Origin of the sequence: Stella humosa (assembly GCF_006738645.1) — a bacterium.
Classification (GTDB): Bacteria; Pseudomonadota; Alphaproteobacteria; order ATCC43930; family Allostellaceae; genus Allostella; species Allostella humosa.
Genome location: NZ_AP019700.1, coordinates 5,259,469 through 5,278,969, shown reverse-complemented (window position 1 = coordinate 5,278,969; position 19,501 = coordinate 5,259,469). Strand labels below are relative to the sequence as shown.

Here is a 19,501-nt window from a genome sequence, read left to right as displayed (position 1 = left end):
GTCAGTCCAGATTCCGCGCACGCTCGCGCAGGGCGTATTTCTGGACCTTGCCGGTGGAGGTCTTGGGCAGGGGGCCGAATACCACCGTCCTGGGCACCTTGAAGCGGGCGAGATTGGCACGGGCGAAGGCGATGATCTCCTCGGCGGTCGCCGCCTGGCCGTCCTTCAGCGTCACGAAGGCACATGGCGTCTCGCCCCAGTGGGCGTCGGGCCTGGCGACGACGGCTGCTTCCAGCACCGCCGGATGGCGATAGAGCACGCCTTCCACCTCGATCGTCGAGATGTTCTCGCCGCCCGATATGATGATGTCCTTGGAGCGGTCCTTCAGCTCGACATAGCCGTCCGGGTGGCGCACGCCGAGGTCGCCCGTATGGAACCAGCCGCCGGCGAAGGCCTCGTCGGTGGCGCGCGGGTTCTTCAGGTAGCCCTTCATCACGATGTTGCCGCGCATGAAGACCTCGCCCATCGTGGCGCCGTCCGACGGCACCGGCGCCAGCGTCGCCGGGTCGGCCACCATCAACCCTTCCAGCACCGGATAGCGCACGCCCTGGCGGGACTTGAGGCGGGCCTGCTCCTCGCCCGGCAAGCGGTCCCAGTCCTGGTTCCAGTCGCAGACGACGGCCGGGCCATAGACCTCGGTCAGGCCATAAACATGGGTGATGTGGAAGCCCTGGCGCTCCATCGCCTCGATCACGGCGGCGGGTGGCGGTGCGGCCGCGGTCATCAGTTCGACCGTGCCGGGCAGCGCCCGGCGATCGGCCGGGGCGGCGTGGATCAGCATGTTCATGACGATCGGCGCGCCGCAGAGATGGGTCACGCCATGGTCGGCGATGGCCGCGAAGATGGCCTTCGCCTCCACCCGGCGCAGGCAGACGTGGGTCCCCGCCAGCGCCGTCACCGTCCAGGGAAAGCACCAGCCGTTGCAGTGGAACATCGGCAGCGTCCACAGATAGGTGGCGTGGCGCGGCATGCCCCAGACCAGGACATTGCCCATCGCGTTCAGGTAGGCGCCGCGGTGGTGGTAGACGACCCCCTTGGGGTTGCCGGTGGTGCCGGAGGTGTAGTTGAGCGCGATCGCTTCCCACTCGTCGTCGGGCGGCTGCCAGGCGAAGTCCGGATCGCCCTCGGTCAGCAGGGATTCATAGTCGGTCTCGCCCAGCGTCTCGCCGCCGGGGCCATCGGGATCGTCGATGTCGATGACGACCGGGCGGTGGGCGACCATGGCCAGCGCTTTGGCGACCGTGGGCGCGAACTCCCGGTCGGTCAGCAGCACCTTCGCCTCGCCATGGTCGAGGATGAAGGCAATCGTCTCGGCATCGAGGCGGACGTTGAGGGCATTCAGCACGGCGCCCGCCATGGGCACGCCGAAATGCGCCTCGAACAGGGCCGTCACGTTGGGGGCCATCACGGCCACCGTGTCGCCCCGGCCGATGCCGCGCCGGGCGAGCGCGCTGGCGAGGCGGCGGCAGCGCGCATGGGTCTCGGCCCAGGTCCGGCGCTGGCGGCCATGGATGACGGCGATCCGGTCGGGATAGACCTGGGCGGTACGCTCGAGGAAGCCGAGCGGGGTCAGCGGCACGTGGTTGGCCGGGTTGCGGCCGAGATGCTGGTCGTAGGGGCTGTCGGTCATCTGCGGTCGCGTCCTCCAGCCACTTGGCCCTGGCCACCGGGTGCTGCCTCGGCACCTTGGCAGGCCGGGCGGGCTGATCCACTATCCCCAGCCATTTAGACGAGAAGGGCCGGCCATGACCAGCCGCTACCAGGAGGCCCACCAGCGCGCCCTGAACGACCCGGAGGCATTCTGGGGCGAGGCCGCGCGCGCCATCGACTGGGTCCGGGCACCCACCCGCATCCTGGAGCGCCAGGCCGACGGCACCGGCCGCTGGTTCGCCGACGGCATCCTCAACACCTGCTGGAACGCCCTCGACCGCCATGTCGAGGGCGGCCGCGCCGACCAAGCGGCCCTCATCTATGACAGCCCGGTCACGGGCGTGGTGCAGCGGTTCACCTATCGTGAGTTGCGCGACCAGGTGGCGCTCTTCGCCGGTGCGCTGGTGGCCCTGGGCGTCGTGCAGGGCGACCGCGTCGTCATCTATATGCCGATGGTACCCGAGGCGGCGATCGCCATGCTCGCCTGCGCGCGCCTCGGCGCCATCCATTCGGTGGTGTTCGGCGGCTTCGCGGCGGCCGAGCTGGCGACCCGGCTCGACGATGCCCGGCCGACCGTCGTCGTCTCGGCCTCCTGCGGGATCGAGGTTAGCCGCACGATCGCCTACAAGCCCTTGCTGGACGAGGCGATCCGCCTGGCCCAGGCCAAGCCGCGCCATTGCATCGTCCTGCAGCGGCCGATGCTGGCGGCAACGCTGGAGCCCGGTCGCGACCTCGACTGGGCCGATGCCGTGGCGGCCGCTCGGCCGCATGACTGCGTGCCGGTGGCCGCGACCGACCCGCTCTACATCCTCTACACCTCCGGCACGACCGGCCAGCCCAAGGGCATCGTGCGCGACCATGGCGGCCATGCCGTGGCGCTGCGCTGGAGCATGGACAACATCTATGCGGTAGCCCCGGGCGAGGTGATGTTCACCGCGTCCGACGTCGGCTGGGTGGTGGGCCATTCCTACATCGTCTATGCGCCCCTGCTGGCCGGGGCCACGAGCGTCCTTTACGAGGGCAAGCCGGTCGGCACGCCCGATGCCGGCGCCTTCTGGCGGGTGATCGCCCAGCACGGGGTGGCGGTCATGTTCACCGCGCCCACGGCCTTCCGCGCGATCAAGCGCGACGACCCGGAGGGCCGGCTGCTGGCGCAGTACGACCTCGGCCGGTTCCGGGCGCTGTTCCTGGCCGGCGAGCGGGCCGATCCGCCAACCGTGGAATGGGCGCAGGACCTGCTGCGGGTGCCGGTCATCGACCATTGGTGGCAGACCGAGACCGGCTGGCCGATCGCCGCCAACTGCATGGGCCTGGGCCTGATGCCGGTGAAGCCCGGCTCGCCGACGGTGGCCGTGCCGGGCTGGGACGTATGCTGTCTCGACGCCGAGGGTCGCCCGATGGCGGCGGGCGATGTCGGGGCGCTGGCGATCCGGCTGCCGCTGCCGCCCGGCGCCCTGCCGACCCTGTGGAACGCCGAGGCGCGCTTTCGCCAAGCCTACTTGGCGGCCTTCCCCGGCTACTACCAGACGGGCGATGCCGGCTTCATCGACGGCGACGGCTATGTCCATGTCATGTCGCGCACCGACGACATCATCAACGTGGCTGGCCACCGCCTGTCGACCGGGGCGATGGAAGAGGTGCTGGCCGGCCATCCCGACGTGGCCGAATGCGCGGTGATCGGCGTCGCCGACGAGCTGAAGGGGCAGGTACCGCTCGGCCTGCTGGTGCTGAAGTCGGGTGCCAGGCGCAGCACGGACGAGGTTGCCCGCGATGTCGTGCAGCTCGTGCGCGACCGCATCGGGCCGGTCGCGGCCTTCAAGACCGCCGTCGTCGTCCAGCGCCTGCCCAAGACGCGATCGGGCAAGATCCTGCGCGGCACCATGCGGGCGATCGCCGACAGCCAGGACTACCGCATGCCGGCCACCATCGACGACCCGGCGGCGCTCGACGAGATCCGCCAGGCGCTGGGCCGGATCGGCTACGCGCGGGCCCCCGGCTAAAGCATCGGGATGTGGGCGGCGGCCGATCGCGGGGCCTCGCCCAGCAGGCGGGGGTCGTCGGCGATCTCGATCTGCCGCTGGTAGGGGGTGAAGCCCGAGCGGATATAGAAGGCAAGGGCTGCCGGGTGGTCCAGCGTGCAGGTATGCACCCACAGGCGCCCGATCGGCCGCGACCAGGCCTGCTCGACCGCCCGGTTCATCAGCCAGCGCCCGGCGCCGGAGCCGAGCTGGCCGGCCGTCACTCCGAAGAAGGCCAGCTCGCAGATGCCGGGCGCGCGGAAGTCGAGTTCCAGCAGGCCCTCGTCGCGCCCGTCGACCGCCAGCGCGAACACCGCCACGCCGGGGTCGTGGATGATCGCGGCCAGCGCCGTGTCGGCCATGCGCAGGCGCGAGAACCAGAGCCAGTCCTCGCCCACCCGGCGATAGAGATCGCGATACCAGTCGAGGTCGGGGCGGTGCGCCGGGCGCAGCGTCCATGGCGCGGGCGAGGGGTCGGGCCGGGCGGCCGGCGGCGCCAGCATCTCGAGCGCGGTTACGACGGTGGCGAGCTTGCCGGCGGGGACGTCGGTATAGCCGTCGGGCAGGGACATGGCGGGTCGGTCCGGGAACGGGGCGCAGATCATTTATCGATAGGCGGTGCGCGGCATTTGGTCGAGAGCCCGTTCCGGGGCTAGGCTCCGGCCGGCAAACATCCCCGGGGAAACGGCATGCGTCTGGCGAACAAGGTGGCGATCGTGACCGGTGCGGCGCAGGGAATCGGCCTCGCCATCGCCCGCCGCTTCGTGGACGAGGGCGCGCGGGTGATGCTGGCCGACATCGGGGCGGAGCGCGGCGCGGCCGCAGCGGCCGGGCTGGGCGCCAATGCCGCCTTCCTGGTCTGCGACGTCGGCTGCGGCCAGTCGGCCGCCGACCTGGTGGCGGGCACCGTTGCCCGCTTCGGCCGGGTCGATGTCCTGGTGAACAATGCCGGCATCCTGCACGCGGCAGAATTCCTCGACCTGGAGGAGGCCGATTTCGACCGCGTGCTGCGCGTCAACCTGAAGGGCACGTTCCTGGTCGGCCAGGCCGCGGCCCGGCAGATGGCGCGCCAGTTCGCGGCCGATGGCGGGCGCGGCAGCATCGTGAACCTGTCGTCCGTCACGGCCAAGCTGGCCATCCCGACGGCCATTCCCTATGTCGTCAGCAAGGCCGGCGTCAGCCAGTTGACCACGGCGATGGCGATCGCGCTGGCCGACAAGGGGGTGCGGGTGAACGCGATCGGCCCCGGCAGCATCCGGACCGAGATGCTGCAGGTGATGATGAACGACGAGACGGCCCGCCGTCGCATCCTGTCGCGCACCCCGCTCGGCCGCTGCGGCGAGCCCGAGGAGATCGCCGCCGTGGCGCTGTTCCTCGCCAGCGAGGATTCGAGCTACGTCACCGGCCAGACCATCTTCGCCGATGGCGGCCGGATGGGCCTCAACTACACCGTGCCGGTGCCCGAATGACCCAGCCTCAGTAGGCCTGCTCCTCTTCCAGGTCGTCGACCGGCCGCTGGCTGGGCGGGCGCGTCTTGTGGGCGCGTGCCAGGGCGGTATCCAGTTCCACCTGGGTGCACAGGCCAAGCGTGACGGGGTGGGCCGGCTTGATGTTCTGGCTATCCGGGTGGCTGCGGTCGCGGATCTTCTCGATGGTCGGCTTGGTGGTGCCGATCAGCTTGGATACCTGGGCGTCGGACAGTTCCGGATGGGCGCGGATCAGCCAGGCAATGGCGTTCGGCTTGTCCTGGCGGCGGCTGATGGGCGTGTAGCGCGGGCCCTTGCCCTTGGCCTGGGGCAGGGGAATGTTCGCCTTGATCAGCTTCAGCCGCAGGGCCGGGTCGGCCTCGCAGCGGGCGATCTCCTCGCGCGTCAACTGGCCGTTGCCGACCGGGTCCCACCCCTGCATGCCCGCCGCGACCTCGCCATCGGCGATCGCCTGCACCTCAAGCTCGTGCAGGCCGCAGAAATCGGCGATCTGCTGGAAGGTGAGCGCCGTGTTCTCGACCAGCCACACGGCGGTGGCCTTCGGCATCAGCGGCAGGGTCATCGCACCGAATCCTTCTGGTTGAGCCTCCCGGTTCGTGCCCGCTCCGGCGGGTCCGTCATCCGGTCATTGCTGTCCTGATGGGGGGCTATATAGGCTGTGCCCGCGCGCCATGGAAGGCGCCAGCACCGTCTGGCGCAACCTTTTGGGACGATTCACGCCGATAGCCATTACCCTTGGCCTATCTGGTGAAACCCGGTACGTGGCTGACCGCGACCCGGTAGCCGGCCCGTTCGGCCACGATGCCGAACAGGCGCTCGATCGCATGCAGGACGGTCCCGTCGCGGTCCACCGGCTCGTCGGGATAGTCCTGCCAGCCCAGGTCCAGGTCGAACAGCGGCTGCAGGGCGGCCCGCCGCGCCCAGAACATGCTGCCGACCGGGAAATCGAAGAACGCCGGCAATCGGTCGAGGCCCAGGCGCGGTGCCAGCATGCCGGCCCAGTGGCGGTTGCTGCGCAGCGGCGACGTCGGCGCGTTGGGCGGCCGCTCGTCCCAGCCGATCAGGTGCGGATCGTCGGGGTGGACCAGGCCCAGGCGAGGGTCGGCGGCGAAGCGGGCAAGGATGGCGTCCATCATGGGATGGACCTCGCCCAGCAGCGACTGGAACAGGCGCTCGCGCCAGCGTTCCGTCTGGCTGTCCGACTGGTGCCTGGCCTTCTTGCCGTGCAGGTGGCCGACGACGTCGTATCCGGCCAGCATCCCGCCGCCGACGCCGGTCAGGAAGGCACCCAGGTCCCGTCCGCGATTGGGCACGACGACAACGCGTGCGCGCCCATTCTCCATCGCGCCTAGCGACCATGCGATCTCGCGAGCCTTGGCCGGGGTATCGGTGGTCAGGATCAGGTCGCAGCGGTGCCGATTGACCGCCAGCCGGCGCAGCAGGTCCGGCCCCAGGTCGGTATGGAACAGGTGGATGTGCAGGGCCGCGCGCATGCCGGTCTCGACGCCGGGCTGCGCGTCCGGCCCGATCACCTCCCGGCGTCCCGGCCCGGCGGGCTTGCCGGCCCGGATATGGCCGGCGAAGGGATCGCCGGATCCGTGCCCGCCATTCTCCCGTAGGACGCCCGGATGTACCCCCGGGGCGGGCCGCCGGGGGCAGAAGCCCGCACTCCAGTGCCGGACATGGGTCAGGACCGAGAAGGCGCGCTCGCCCGCGTCCCTATCCGGGCCGGCGAACTCTCCATGGTCGAACTCGGGGTCGGCCAGGATGGTGGCGACGTCGGCCTGCTCGCGCGCGGCATCGGTCGCGCGCTCGATGGCCAGCCGGTCGACCTGCGCGACCCACTCCACCATCGGCAGGAAGGTTCGTGCCAGCAGCTCGGCTGCCTGGCCGGCGGCCGTCCGCTCGGCCACGGCCCCGGCCAGGCGGGCGATGACGGCCGCTGCCGCCGCGGCATCGAACTCGTCCACAAGCCAGCCATTCCCGGCGAGCAAGGCTGCCAGCGCGCCTCCATCGCGAAAGGCCACGACGGGAAGGCGATGCTCCATCGCGCCCGCGACGGCCGTCGGGATGCGGTCGCCGCCGCCCGTCGCCAGGAATATCCCGGCCAGCGGATAGACCGGATCGAGCGAGGGTGTCTCACCCCAGGGCACGAGCCGGCGATAGCGCGCATCCTCGGCCAGCCGCCGGCGCGTCGCCTGCCATTCCGCGCTGTCGGTGCTGCCCGGATCGCATATCCACAGGAAGCGGATGTTGGCGTGCTCGGCGAGGCGCGCCGCGCAGTCCATGAACCGGTCGAACCCGCCTTCCAGCGTTGGCGGCCCCGCCCCCAGCACCGTCAGCGGCCGGCCCTCGCCGCCGCCGCCGCCCAGGGCGGCCTGCAACCGCTCGACGGCCGCGCGCCGCCCGGCCACGCTGCCGGTCCAGATGCGCGACCGCCCGACCGGCCAGCAGGGCCGGTCGCGGGCGGTGCGCTCCGGAAACATGGCGGCCACGGAATCGGCGATGGCGGGTGTCGTCGCCACCACGGCCTGAGACCAAAGCGCCATCTCGCGGTCGGGGCCGTTGCCCAGCGCGCGGGCCGGCACATGCACTGCCGGCACGAAGCGCGCGGCCAGCGTGATCGCGATCGCCGGGGGCAGTGTGCCGACCAGGATCGCGCGCACGACCCGATGCTCGTCCGCCAGACGGTCGAACTCGATCTTGAGCCCACCGGGATTGCGCATCTGCGCCAGGTCGAGCAGGGCCACGACGTGGGCGGCAAGCCGTCCGGTCACCGCCAGTGCCCGCGCGGCGCAGATGGCCAGGACGACGTTCCGGCTCTGGCGCAGCACGCCCGCGAGATTGAGCGCCAGGATAGCGGATTCGCTGTCGCGGCCGTCCACCACCACCAGCACGGTGGCGCGCAACGGGTCGAGACGGGGCGCCGGTTTCGCCGCGACGGCCGGGACGGGGGCGGTTGCCGGCGTCGCGCCCGTATCGTTCATGCCGGCGTTCATGCCGGCGATCGCGACGCCGGCCATCTGTTCGGCCCGGATCGCCGGCAGGATCGGGCGCAGAACCGCGGCCGTGTAGTCGGCGAAGCGATAGCTTCGGGCGATCCGATCGGCCGCCCGCGCGCCCATTTCCCGCCGCGCCGTCGACGATCGCAGCAGGGCCGCTGCCGCCGCCGCCATGGCGTCGATATCGCCATAGGGCACGATGATGCCGGCGCCTTCCGCCAGGGCTTCCGGCGCGCCGCCACTGCCGTCGAAGGCGATGACGGGTAGGCCGGCATCCATCGCCTCCAGGACGACGCCCGGAAAGGCGTCCGCGCGCGAGGTGCAGAGGAAGATGGCGGCCTCGGCATAGTGGCCGGCCATGTCTTCCACCGGGCCTGCGAACTCCACCCGATGACCGACGCCGAAGGCTTCGGCGTCATAGACGGCCCAGAGGTCGACCCCTTCATGGTGGCGCTGCTGGCTGGGGCCGACCCAGCGGAAGCGCACGGGCGTGTCGACCGGCAGCAGGGCCAGGACCTTGCGCGCGACGGCCACGAACCAGTCGATGCCCTTGCGCCAGCTCAGCACGCCGCAGCCCAGCACGATCAGCTCGGCCGGCTCGTCCGGGCGGCTCAGCCCACGCAGCGTCGGTGCCGTCGACCCGGCATGGAGCGCCACGCTGGTGCCCTTCGCGTTGGGCGCCAGTCGGGCAAAGCGGGCGGCGGTGTCGTGCGAGGCGAACACCAGCCGGTGGGCATGGAGGGCCACGACCCGCACGTCGTTGGCCGGCGCCATGTCCGGTGGCTCGTAGACCATCACGTGCGGCGGCAGCCCGGCCCTGGCCAGGACGGGCAGGAAGTCCGGGCGGGCGATCGTGTTGACGAGGCCGGCTGCGGGCGGCTCGTCGGCCAGCCGGTCCAGCAGGTAGCGGACCATCTCGCCCGGCGCCTCGCCCGGCTCGGCCAGCAGCACGTGCGCGGTCGCGGCGTAGGCGTCGAGCAGCGCCCCGCCCTTGACCAGGATGACGAACGGCTCGAGCAGGCCCGTCGCCACGGCATGCTCGATGAGGCGCAGGAGGATCAGCGGTGCCCCCGACCGGCTCGCTTCGTGGCCGACGAAGACGACCCGCCGGCGGCCCGCCGCCCGATGCCGCGGCCGGGCCGCCAGATAGCCGCGCCGGCTGCCGCCGTCGCGACGGAACCAGCCATCCGACCGCAGGCGGTTGATCGCCGGTGCCGATCGCTCCGCACCGCCATCCAGCAGGCGATCCAGCATGTCGGGCCTGGCCTGGCCCGGCTCGACGAACGGGTGCGGGATTCGCTTGGCACCGACCGGCGTCAGCAGGAAGTCGACGAGCGGGATCGGGCTGTGGCGGCCGGCGCCGGGCTGGGCCATGTACCAGTCGGGCGCGAAGAGCGGGTGGAAGGCCAGGCCCCGCCGCCAGCCGACCGAGAGGTAGTGGGAGAGCGGATCGCTGGCGGCCTCCGGTCCGGCGCCCTGGAGATAATATTCGGGGTCGAAGAAATCGCACGGGCTGAGGCCGCGTCCGGCGCCGTGGATCAGGTAGTGGAGCAACGGGTCGGCCGCCGTCTCGCCCGGCGGCAGCAGGTCGCGATAGCGGACGATGTCGAAGGCCGGATGGAACGACCGGCCGGCCGCGGCGCCGACCCGCAGATAGTGGGTCAACGGGTCGAGCCCGCTTTCGGCCGCCCCGGGCGCCCGCGCCAGATAGTGGCGGCTGCTGAACAGCGGATGCGGGTCGAGCCCGCGCCGCCAGCCAGTCGCGCAGTAGTGCGCCCAGGCGTCGCCGCCGGCCTCGCCCGGCGGTAGCTGCCGCCGGTAATGGTCTTCGTCGAACGGCGGTCGGCCGGCCTCGGGTTCCTGTCGCACGGCCGGCCGCCCCAATCGTCCGGCGGCTCAGACTTCCAGGACGATCTTGCCGATATGCGTGCTGGATTCCATCAGCGCATGGGCGGCCGCGGCTTGGTCGAGCGGAAAGGTGCGGAAGATCGGCGGCTTCAACCGGCCAGCCGCCAGCATCGGCCACAGCCGCTGTTCCAGGGCCGCCGCGATGGCGCCCTTCTGGGCGACGGTGCGCGGTCGCAGCGTCGATCCCGTCAGCGTCAGGCGCTTGCGCATGATCGGTTCCAGGTTCAGTTCGACCTTGGCGCCGCGCAGGAAGGCGATCTGCACCAGCCGGCCCTCGACCGCCAGCGCCTCCAGGTTGCGCTGGGTGTAGTCGCCGCCGACCATGTCGAGAATGAGGTCGACACCAGCGCCGCCGGTCGCCTCTTGAACCCGGGCCACGAAGTCTTCCCGGCCGTGATCGATCGCGAGGTCGGCGCCCAGGCCGACGCAGGCCGCGCACTTCTCGGCGCTCCCGGCCGTCACATAGACCGTGGCCCCCAAGGCCTTGGCCATCTGGATGGCGGTCGTGCCGATGCCGCTGGACCCGCCATGGACCAGCAGCCGCTCGCCCGCCTGCAGCCGCCCGCGCTCGACGACGTTGGTCCAGACGGTGAAGAAGGTCTCCGGCACCCCGCCCGCCTCGACCATCGTCAGGCCGGCGGGGATGGGCAGGCACTGCGGCGCCGGTGCCACGCAATATTCGGCATAGCCGCCGCCCGACACCAGGGCGCAGACCGCATCGCCCGGCTGCCAGCGCCCGGCATCGGCGCCGACCGCGGCCACGGTGCCGGCGATCTCCAGGCCCGGCAGGTCGGATGCACCGGGCGGCGGGGCGTATCCGCCCTTGCGCTGCAGCACGTCGGGCCGGTTGATCCCGGCGGCCTGGACGCGCACCAGCACTTCGCCCGGGCCGGGTTGCGGGGTCGGCCGGGTGGTGGCGACGAGCACCTCGGGGCCACCGGGACGGACGATCTCCACGGCGCGCATGGTCGGGGGCAGATTGGCCATCGGTGGGTGCTCCTCCAGGGTTCCCGGCTTTGCGTTCCCGGATAGTATGGCAGGCCACGACTGTACAAGAGCCGGAGACGATAGCCGCCATGTCCGCGATCGATCCCGAAGACCTGATGCCCCGTCCGGCCAAGCCGGCGCCGCGGCTGCTCGACCCGATGTCGGTTGAGGAACTGGAGAGCTATATCGCCGAGATGGAGGTCGAGATCGCCCGCGTTCGCGCCGCCATCGAAGCCAAGCGCGGCCATCGCGGCGTGGCCGAAGCCCTGTTCCGCCGCTGATCGCGCGCAGACCCCAAGCCCGGAGATGGTGATGCCGGAGATGGCGATGAAGACGATCCGCACGCCGGTGCTCGAGATCGCCTACGAGGAACATGGCCCGGCCGACGGCCGGCCGGTGTTCCTGATGCACGGCTTCCCGGACGACATCCGTTGCTGGGACGGCGTCGTCGGCTCGCTCGCCGCGCAGGGCTGGCGCGTGATCGTGCCCTGGCTGCGCGGCTACGGACCGACGCGCTTCCTGGACCCGGCGACCCCGCGCTCGGGCCAACAGGCAGCCCTGGGGGCCGACCTGCTGGCGCTGATGGATGCGCTGGCGATCCCGCGCGCGCACCTGGCCGGCTATGACTGGGGCGGCCGGGCCTGCTGCGTCACGGCGGCGCTCTGGCCCGAGCGGGTGGCCGGGCTGGTCTCGATCGGCGGCTACAACATCCAGAACATCGCGCGGGCCAACCGGCCCGCACCGGCCGCCCAGGAGGCGCGCTACTGGTACCAGTGGTATCTCCACACCGAGCGCGGACAGGCCGGGCTGGAGGCGAACCGGCGCGATATCTGCCGCCTGCTATGGCGGCTCTGGTCGCCCAACTGGGCCTTCGACGATGCCACCTTCGAGCGGACGGCGGTCTCGTTCGACAATCCGGATTTTGTCGCGGTGTCGGTGCAGTCCTATCGCCACCGCTACGGCGCAGCACCGGGCGACCCGGCGCTGGACGAGATCGAGGCGCGGCTGGCGATCCAGCCCGCGATATCGGTGCCGACCGTCGTCCTGCACGGGGAAGCCGACGGCGTCAGCCCGCCCGCGGATTCGGCCGGCCATGCCCGCTTCTTCTCCGGCCCCTATGTCCGCCGCGTGATCCCCGTCGCCGGCCATTTCCTGCCGCAGGAGGCGCCGGGCGCGGTGCTGGCGGCGCTGGCCGAACTGCCATCCTCCTAGGAAGCCCATCCATGCTGGTCATCTTCGATTGCGACGGCGTCCTCATCGACTCCGAACTGATCTATGCCGAGGTCGACGCGGTGTTCCTGGTCGAGTTCGGCTTCGCGGCGGTACCGGCGGAACTGGCCCGTCGCTTCAGCGGCATTCCCGGCCGCGACGTGTGGCGCGTCCTGGCCGACGACCATGGCTTTGCCATTCCCGACGGCCATTTCGAGCGACTCCGCGAGGCCAGCCACCAGCGGTTCGCGGCCGATCTGGCGGCGATTGCCGGGGCGGCGGACACGGTGCGGGCCCTGGGCGCGATGGGACACGAGACCTGCGTTGCGTCCTCGACCGGGCTCGAGAGCCTGCGCCGGAACCTGACGACGGCCGGCCTGATCGACCTCTTTGGCCCATCGGTCTTCTCGGCCAGCCAGGTGAAGCGCGGCAAGCCGGCTCCGGACGTCTTCCTGTTCGCGGCCTCGCAGATGGGGGTCGACCCGGCCGATTGCCTGGTGATCGAGGATTCGGTTGCCGGCACCACGGCCGCGCGCCGCGCCGGCATGGCGGTGGTGGGATTCACCGGCGGCGCGCATGCCGATGTGGAACTGGGCCATCGGCTGCGTGCCGCCGGCGCCCACGAGGTGCATCCGACCATGCTGGGCCTGGCCGAATGGCTTGGGGCGACCGCCATCGCCCCGGCATAGCGGCCGTCAGTACCAGATCTCCATGCGCAAGCCCCGGCCGTCCGCGGGCGGGTCGCCGGCCGGCAGGCGTGTGGCGCTGCCGGCGGCGATGCGGCCGGCGGTCAGGCAGATGGCGGCGGCGTCGAACAGGTCGTCGGCCGCTGCCATGCGGCGATCGAGGCCAGTCAGCAGCCGGCTGGTGTCGATGCCGGCCGCCTCCAGCAGCCGGCGCCGGCGCTCCAGCCCTTCCGCCGTGCGCTTGGACTGTACCAGCGGCTCGCCCGCCAGGCGCAGGAAGGCCAGTTCGGGATGGCATTCCCGGACCCGTTCCTGATCGGCGGGGCCCATCGCCCGGTCGATCTCGGCAATCCGCGGCAGCAGGAACCAGGCCTGTTTCGACAGGCCGGACCCGTCGGCCTTGGCCCAGGCGTTGGCCGTGGGATAGTCGGCGAAATCGAGCAGCGGCCGGCGCAGGCCGATGAAGACGCTGGCTTGGCGATGGCGGCCCAGCAGCCCCCGGGCCGCGAAGTCGCAGCCGCGCTGGCCGCTGTCCGGCAGGCCGATCGGCATGTCGACCGCCGTCAGGTCGGCCGGCGGCCGCTCGTCCCAGCGGGCGAAGTGATGGACGCGCCAATCGTCCGTCGCCATGTCGCGGGCGACCATGATCCAGCCGCCGCGGCAGCCGTCGACGCCCGCCAGGATCATGCGGGCGAGGCTTCCGGGCGGCCATGCGGCCCGTGTATGGTGCCGGCCCGACGATCGAGGATGGGGACCATGGCCGAGCCCAAGTTTCCAGGTTTCCACACGCTCAGCCTCCATGCCGGCCAGCAGCCCGATCCGGTCCATGGCGCGCGCGCCGTGCCCATCTATCAGACGACCTCGTTCGTGTTCCAGAGCACGGACCACGCCGCCTCGCTGTTCAACCTCGAACGGCCCGGCCATATCTATTCGCGCATCTCCAACCCCACCGTGGCGGTGTTGGAAGAGCGCATCGCCGCGCTCGAGGGCGGGGTGGGGGCCATCTGCACCGCCAGCGGCCAGGCGGCCCTGCACCTCGCCATCGCCACCCTGATGGGGGCGGGCGGCCATATCGTGGCAGCAGCCTCGCTCTATGGCGGCAGCATCAACCTGCTGAAGCTGACCCTGCCGCGCTTCGGCATCGAGACGACCTTCGTGCCGCCGCGCGACCCCGAGGCGTTCGCCCGCGCCATGCGGCCGGAAACCCGGCTGGTGTTCGTCGAGACGGTGGGCAATCCGGGGCTGGAGATCGTCGACCTGCCGGCCCTGTCGGCGGTGGCCCATGCCCACGGCCTGCCGCTGCTGGTCGATGCCACCTTCTCCACCCCCTATCTCTGCCGGTCGATGGACCATGGCGCCGACCTGGTGATGCATTCGGCCACCAAGTGGATGGGCGGGCATGGCGTGGCGATCGGTGGTGTCATCGTCGATTCCGGCCGCTTCGACTGGGAAGGCTCGGGCCGCTTCCCGACCCTGACCGAGCCCTATGCCGGCTATCACGGCATCGACTTCGCCGAGGAGTACGGCCCGCTCGCCTTCATCATGCGCGCCCGCGCCGAGGGCCTGCGCGACTTCGGCGCGGCCATGTCGCCGACCAACGCCTTCCACATCCTGCAAGGGATCGAGACGCTGCCGCTCCGCATGGACCGGCACGTCGCCAACACCCGCGCGATCCTGGATTTCCTCAAGGCCGCCCCGCAGGTCGCCTGGGTCTGCCACCCCGACCTGCCCGACCATCCCGACCATGCGCTGGCCCGGCGCCTGATGCCCCGCGGGGCGGGCAGCATGATCGCCTTCGGCATCAAGGGCGGGCGCGAGGCCGGCCGCGTCTTCATCGACCGGCTGGGGCTGGTCTCGCACCTGGCCAATGTCGGCGACGCCAAGACGCTGGTGATCCACCCGGCCAGCACCACCCACCAGCAGCTCGATGCCGAGGCGCTGGCGGCGGCCGGGGTGGGCGAGGACATGATCCGCCTGTCGGTCGGGCTGGAGGATGCGGGCGACATCATCGACGACCTGAAGCAGGCGCTGCGCGCGGCCGAGCGCGCGACCCAGCCGGCACCGGTCAAGGGCTGAGGGGGCAGGCGCGATGGATCTGCTCGTAGACGGCCGCCGGGTCTTCGCCGCCACCGGCGGCAAGCCGTTCGATCCCGCCCGCGCGCCGGTACTGCTCCTGCATGGGGCCGGGATGGACCATACCGCCTGGGGGCTGCAGACGCGCTGGCTCGCCCATCATGGCCGCTCGGTGCTGGCGGTCGACCTGCCGGGCCATGGCCGGTCGGCGGGACCGGGGCTTGCCTCCATCCCCGACATGGGGCGCTGGGTGCTGGCCCTCCTGGATGCCGCCGGCGCGGACCGGGTGGCGATCGGCGGGCACAGCATGGGGGCCCTGGTGGCGCTGGCCGGGGTCGCCGCCGCTCCCGACCGCTTCCGTGCGCTGGCGCTGCTGGGCGTCACCCCGGACATGCCGGTCCATCCCGACCTCGTGGCGGCCGCCCGTGCCGGCGGCCCCCTGGCGCCGGAACTGATGAGCTCCTGGGGTTTCGGCCCGCGTGCCCAGTTGGGCGGCCACCGCGCGCCCGGCCTGTGGATGGTGGCGGGCGGCATCCGCCTGATCGGCGAGGCCGACCCGGAGACCCTGGCGACCGACCTGGAGGCCTGCGCTGCCTATGGCGGGGCGCTCGCGGCGGCCGCTGCCGTCGCCTGCCCGACCCTGCTGCTGCTGGGGGCCGAGGACCGGATGACGCCGGCCGGCCGGGCGCGGCCGTTGGGCCAGGCGATTGCGGGCGCCCGCACGGTCGTCCTGGCGGGGGCGGGCCACATGATCATGACCGAGCGGCCGGACGAGACCCTGTCGGCGCTGGCCGAAATCTTCTAGAGGGGCGAGGCATGGCCGAAACGGGAATCGGGCGGCGGGACGGCTACGGCCATTTTCGCCAGGTGCCGACGCGCTGGATGGACAACGACGTCTATGGGCACGTGAACAACGTCGTCTACTATTCGTACTTCGACACCGTCGTGAACCTCTACCTCGTGCATGCGGGCGGGCTCGATTTCGCCGCCGGTCCGGTCATCGGCATCGTGGCCGAGAGCATGTGCCGCTTCCGCAAGGCGCTGGCCTATCCCGAGGTCATCGACGCCGGCCTGCGCGTCGGCCGGCTCGGCAATTCCAGCGTCCGCTACGAGATCGGCCTGTTCCGCGCGGGCGACGACGAGGCGGCGGCCGAGGGCCATTTCGTCCATGTCTTCGTCGACCGCGAGAGCCGGCGCCCGACGCCGATCCCGCCCGCGATGCGCGCGGCGCTTGCCGCCATCGCCGTCCCCCTGGAATGAGAAAACCCCGCCCGGGCGATCCCGGGCGGGGCAGTCGTCAGCGCGCTTGATGCGTCCGCAGGGACGTTCAGGCGGCCTTCTGGTCGATGTAGGCCTGCGGCTGGTTGGCAGCGGCGATCGGAATGGTCCGCGGCTTGGCGGATTCCGGAATCTCGCGCTTCAACTCGATATGGAGCAGGCCGTTGTCCAGCGCCGAGCCCACGACCTTGATCGAATCGGCCAGCTCGAACCGGCGCTCGAAGGCACGGCGCGCGATGCCGCGATGCAGGAACTTGGTGCCATCGGCGTCGGGCGTGCCGCGGCCGACCACCGTCAGCGTGTTCTCGCGCACCACGACCTCAAGGTCGGCGGCCGCAAAGCCTGCCACCGCCATGGTGATGCGGTAGGCGTCGTCGCCGGTCTTCTCGATATTGTAGGGGGGGTAGGACGGCGCTTCGCCGGCCTGGGTCTCAAGCAGCCGCATCATGCGGTCGAAGCCGACCGTGGAACGGAACAGCGGCGCAAAGTCGAAATTCGTCATGTCCACATCCTCAATGAGCAAAGGGACGTCGATCCACCCGACATCGGGCTGGATCTGGTCTGCCGGGCCCCCGAGGGGCGCCCGACACTCACAGGAGATAGGAAGACGACCGGGCCGTTCAAGACCCTTTCAACACCTTGGCGGCGGCCCCTCGAAAGGGCCGCCGCCAGGCGGTATCAGGCCTTGTTGGCGTCCGGGCCGGTGCGCAGGCCCATGCCGGCGAACCGCTTGTTGAAGCGGGCGAGCTGGCCGCCGGCGTCGTTCAGGCGCGCCTGGCCGCCGGTCCACGCCGGGTGGGACTTGGTGTCGACGTCGAGCCGCATCGAATCCCCCGCCTTGCCCCAGGTCGACCGGGTGGTGAAGGTCGATCCATCGGTCTCGATGATCGTGATCTCGTGATAGTCGGGATGGATGTTGGGCTTCATGTGGGGCTCCTCGGAAGCGCGCGCTTATATCGGAAGCCCGCCGGGGATGCAAGGCGCGCGCCGCCGCCCTATGGTGCCGGCCCCGATTCCGGATGCCAGGAGACCCGCCATGGCCATCGACGAACGCACCTTCTCGGCCCTGGCCGAGCGTACCCTGCGCCACCTGATGGACGCGATCGAGGGCGCCTGCCCGGACGCCGACTGCGAGCTGCGCGACGGCATCCTGACCATCGAGGTCGATGACACCGGCACCTTCGTCGTCAACAAGCACGCCCCCAACCGCGAGATCTGGCTGTCCTCGCCGCGCTCCGGCGCCTGGCACTTCGCGCCGGACGAGGCGGGTGGGCGCTGGGTTTCCACCCGCGGGAACGAAGTGTTGGAGGACGTGCTGTCGGCTGATCTCGGCGTGGCCATTCCGGCCGCGGCGGCGTAAGCGCGCCCTACCGCTCGGTCAGCTTCATCTCGATTCGGCGGTTGCGGGTGAAGGCCTGCTCGCTGCCGCCGGGGTCGATCGGCTGGAATTCGCCGAAGCCGGTGGCCGCCAGGCGGTTGGCCGGAATGCCCTGCTCGATCAGGAACTGCACCACGTTGATGGCGCGCGCCGCCGACAGGTCCCAGTTGTTGCGGAAGATCGGCGAGCGCACGCGCGAGCGGTCGGTGTGGCCGTCCACGCGCAGGATCCAGGGCAGGTCGGGCGGGATGGTGGCGGCGATGTCCTTGAGCGTCCGCGCCAGGTCGGCCATCCGCGCCTTGCCGGTTTCGTTGAGGTCGGGGGAGCCGACGGCGAACAGGACCTCGGCCGGGAAGACGAAGCGGTCGCCGACGATCTCCACATCCGGGCGGTCGGCCAGCAACGTGCGCATGCGACCGAAGAATTCCGAGCGATAGCGCGACAGCTCCTCGACCTTGCTCGCCAGCGCCTGGTTGAGGCGGCTGCCGAGGTCGACGATCTGCACCTGCTGGGCCTTGTTCTTGACCTCGGATGCCTCCAGCACCGCGTTCAGCTTGGCCAGTTCGCCCTTCAGGGCCTCCAGCTCGACCGACAGGCTGCGGACCGATTCGCGGGCCGTGCCGCCGGCCTTGCGCTCGGCCTCCAGTTCCCGCTCGCCACGCTCGGCCCGCTCGAAGATGGCGCGCAGGCGCACCGCGTTCTCCTCGATCGTGCGCTGCGCCAGCAGGGTGCGCTCCTGCTCGCCGGCCAGTCGGGCCTCCAGTTCCTTCGCCCGGTCGCGCAGCGCGCCTGCGGCCTGCTGGGCGGTACGGGCGTCGGCCTGGCGCCGCGCGGTCTCGTCGTCGATGGCGCCGGACAGCGCGCGGATGCGGGCATCGCGCTCGGCCACGGCCGAGGCCAGCTCGCGCACCTGCCGCTCCAGCCGGGCGATATCGGCCGCGCGGCTCTCGCTTTCCTTGGCCAGGGCTTCGCCGCGGCGCTGGGCCTCGGTCAGGGCGGTTGCCCCCTGGGTCAGGGCGCGTTCGCGCCGGGCCATCTGCTCTTCCAGGCCGGCGATGCGGGTGCGGGCGGCCTCGGCGGCCGTCGCCTGCTCGGACAGCTCGCGGAGGCGGCGCGCCCGGTCGCTGTCGATCTCGGTGGCGACCCGCGTCGTCTCGGCCAGCGTCGCTGACAGGTTGGCGATCCGCCGCTCCAGGTCGGCGCGCAGGGTGCGCAGCGCCTCCAGGTCGCGGGCCAGGCGCGCCAGGTCGCGCAACTGGGTCTCGATGGTCGCCTTGTCCGCGGTCACGGTCCGTTGGGCGGCGGCCTGGGCTGCCTCCAGCTGGGCGATGTCGGCGGCGGCCGCCGTCATCCGCGCTTCGGCCGCGGTCAGGTTGCGGGCAAGCTGGTCGCGCTCGCCGGTGCGGGTGGCAAGGTCGGTCGACCGCGCGGCCAGGTCGGTCCGCGCCCGGTCGCGCTCGGCCGTGCGCTCGGTCGCCTGGGCGGCCAGTTGGTCCCGCTCGGCCAGCAGCGCCGTGAGCTGGCCCGCCAGCGTCGCCCGCTCCTTGGTGGCGCCGTCGAGTGCCAGCGTCAGGCGCTCGTTGCCGGATTTCAGGTCCTCGGCGGTCGTGCGCTCCAGGGCCAGCATGTCGGCCAGCTCGCTCACCTGGCGGTTCAGCCGCTCCACGGTGGCGTCGCGCCCTTCCAGCGCCGTGCCCAGGTAGAAGTGGCTCACCGTGAACACCAGCACGATGAAGATGACCACCATCAGCAGCTGGGTCAGGGCATCGACGAACCCGGGCCAGATGTCGAAGCCGCCGCGCCGCTCGCGAAATCGGGCCATATG

At 71.5% G+C, this 19,501-nt stretch carries 18 protein-coding genes; 9 read left to right on the top strand and 9 right to left on the bottom strand.

The annotated features are described in order from the left end of the window. Nucleotide 1 precedes the first annotated feature (1 nt). Nucleotides 2–1,630, bottom strand: a complete 1,629-nt coding sequence (locus STVA_RS24810; RefSeq protein WP_123691004.1) for an acyl-CoA synthetase — start codon at nucleotides 1,628–1,630, stop codon at nucleotides 2–4. 115 nt (nucleotides 1,631–1,745) lie between these two features. Here STVA_RS24810 and STVA_RS24805 point away from each other — a divergent pair, with 115 nt between their 5' ends. After that, complete coding sequence (locus STVA_RS24805) at nucleotides 1,746–3,650, top strand: propionyl-CoA synthetase (protein ID WP_123691006.1); 1,905 nt, start codon at nucleotides 1,746–1,748, stop codon at nucleotides 3,648–3,650. Here the strand turns inward: STVA_RS24805 and STVA_RS24800 are convergent. Next, on the bottom strand, nucleotides 3,647–4,240 hold the full coding sequence (locus STVA_RS24800) for a GNAT family N-acetyltransferase (protein ID WP_123691388.1): 594 nt from the start codon (nucleotides 4,238–4,240) through the stop codon (nucleotides 3,647–3,649). The genes STVA_RS24805 and STVA_RS24800 overlap by 4 nt on opposite strands. A gap of 117 nt (nucleotides 4,241–4,357) precedes the next feature. On the opposite strand from STVA_RS24800, the gene STVA_RS24795 reads away from it, so the two are divergent. Further along, nucleotides 4,358–5,137 (top strand): SDR family NAD(P)-dependent oxidoreductase, encoded by a 780-nt coding sequence (locus STVA_RS24795; protein WP_123691008.1) that lies wholly within the window; start codon nucleotides 4,358–4,360, stop codon nucleotides 5,135–5,137. 7 nt (nucleotides 5,138–5,144) lie between these two features. Here STVA_RS24795 and STVA_RS24790 read toward each other — a convergent pair whose 3' ends face one another. From STVA_RS24790 to STVA_RS24780, 3 genes are all read right to left on the bottom strand, one after another. Next, nucleotides 5,145–5,717: a DUF1013 domain-containing protein gene (locus STVA_RS24790; RefSeq protein WP_123691011.1), complete on the bottom strand. Its 573-nt coding sequence runs from the start codon at nucleotides 5,715–5,717 to the stop codon at nucleotides 5,145–5,147. 178 nt (nucleotides 5,718–5,895) lie between these two features. Continuing rightward, on the bottom strand, nucleotides 5,896–10,026 hold the full coding sequence (locus STVA_RS24785) for a rhamnan synthesis F family protein (protein WP_142235883.1): 4,131 nt from the start codon (nucleotides 10,024–10,026) through the stop codon (nucleotides 5,896–5,898). Nucleotides 10,027–10,053: 27 nt separating this feature from the next. Then, a complete protein-coding gene (locus STVA_RS24780) occupies nucleotides 10,054–11,052 on the bottom strand; it encodes an NAD(P)H-quinone oxidoreductase (RefSeq protein ID WP_123691015.1) in 999 nt (332 codons plus the stop codon). 89 nt (nucleotides 11,053–11,141) lie between these two features. Between STVA_RS24780 and STVA_RS24775 the strand changes: the two genes are divergently transcribed. From STVA_RS24775 to STVA_RS24765, 3 genes are read left to right on the top strand one after another with little or no spacing between them, the layout of a single operon-like run. After that, nucleotides 11,142–11,333 (top strand): DUF1192 domain-containing protein, encoded by a 192-nt coding sequence (locus tag STVA_RS24775; RefSeq protein WP_123691017.1) that lies wholly within the window; start codon nucleotides 11,142–11,144, stop codon nucleotides 11,331–11,333. A gap of 46 nt (nucleotides 11,334–11,379) precedes the next feature. Continuing rightward, nucleotides 11,380–12,264: an alpha/beta fold hydrolase gene (locus STVA_RS24770; protein ID WP_123691390.1), complete on the top strand. Its 885-nt coding sequence runs from the start codon at nucleotides 11,380–11,382 to the stop codon at nucleotides 12,262–12,264. 11 nt (nucleotides 12,265–12,275) lie between these two features. Next, nucleotides 12,276–12,950 carry an HAD family hydrolase gene (locus STVA_RS24765; RefSeq protein ID WP_123691019.1) on the top strand — a complete coding sequence of 225 codons (675 nt, stop codon included), beginning with the start codon at nucleotides 12,276–12,278 and terminating at the stop codon, nucleotides 12,948–12,950. Nucleotides 12,951–12,956: 6 nt separating this feature from the next. Here STVA_RS24765 and STVA_RS24760 read toward each other — a convergent pair whose 3' ends face one another. Next, nucleotides 12,957–13,634: a DUF429 domain-containing protein gene (locus STVA_RS24760; protein ID WP_170216528.1), complete on the bottom strand. Its 678-nt coding sequence runs from the start codon at nucleotides 13,632–13,634 to the stop codon at nucleotides 12,957–12,959. 69 nt (nucleotides 13,635–13,703) lie between these two features. On the opposite strand from STVA_RS24760, the gene STVA_RS24755 reads away from it, so the two are divergent. From STVA_RS24755 to STVA_RS24745, 3 genes are read left to right on the top strand one after another with little or no spacing between them, the layout of a single operon-like run. Beyond that, nucleotides 13,704–15,023, top strand: a complete 1,320-nt coding sequence (locus tag STVA_RS24755; protein WP_123691394.1) for an O-acetylhomoserine aminocarboxypropyltransferase — start codon at nucleotides 13,704–13,706, stop codon at nucleotides 15,021–15,023. 13 nt (nucleotides 15,024–15,036) lie between these two features. Continuing rightward, nucleotides 15,037–15,825: an alpha/beta fold hydrolase gene (locus STVA_RS24750; RefSeq protein WP_123691021.1), complete on the top strand. Its 789-nt coding sequence runs from the start codon at nucleotides 15,037–15,039 to the stop codon at nucleotides 15,823–15,825. Nucleotides 15,826–15,836: 11 nt separating this feature from the next. Continuing rightward, nucleotides 15,837–16,280, top strand: a complete 444-nt coding sequence (locus STVA_RS24745) for an acyl-CoA thioesterase (RefSeq protein WP_123691023.1) — start codon at nucleotides 15,837–15,839, stop codon at nucleotides 16,278–16,280. A gap of 67 nt (nucleotides 16,281–16,347) precedes the next feature. Here STVA_RS24745 and STVA_RS24740 read toward each other — a convergent pair whose 3' ends face one another. Together STVA_RS24740 and rpmE are read right to left on the bottom strand one after the other, a co-directional pair. Continuing rightward, nucleotides 16,348–16,800 (bottom strand): Hsp20 family protein, encoded by a 453-nt coding sequence (locus STVA_RS24740; RefSeq protein ID WP_123691025.1) that lies wholly within the window; start codon nucleotides 16,798–16,800, stop codon nucleotides 16,348–16,350. A gap of 176 nt (nucleotides 16,801–16,976) precedes the next feature. Further along, nucleotides 16,977–17,225: a 50S ribosomal protein L31 gene (rpmE, locus tag STVA_RS24735; protein WP_123691027.1), complete on the bottom strand. Its 249-nt coding sequence runs from the start codon at nucleotides 17,223–17,225 to the stop codon at nucleotides 16,977–16,979. Nucleotides 17,226–17,334: 109 nt separating this feature from the next. Here rpmE and cyaY point away from each other — a divergent pair, with 109 nt between their 5' ends. Then, on the top strand, nucleotides 17,335–17,658 hold the full coding sequence (cyaY, locus tag STVA_RS24730) for an iron donor protein CyaY (protein WP_123691029.1): 324 nt from the start codon (nucleotides 17,335–17,337) through the stop codon (nucleotides 17,656–17,658). A 7-nt stretch (nucleotides 17,659–17,665) separates the two neighbouring features. On the opposite strand, the gene STVA_RS24725 is transcribed toward cyaY, so the two are convergent. After that, a complete protein-coding gene (locus STVA_RS24725) occupies nucleotides 17,666–19,498 on the bottom strand; it encodes a peptidoglycan -binding protein (protein WP_123691031.1) in 1,833 nt (610 codons plus the stop codon). Nucleotides 19,499–19,501: the final 3 nt, after the last annotated feature.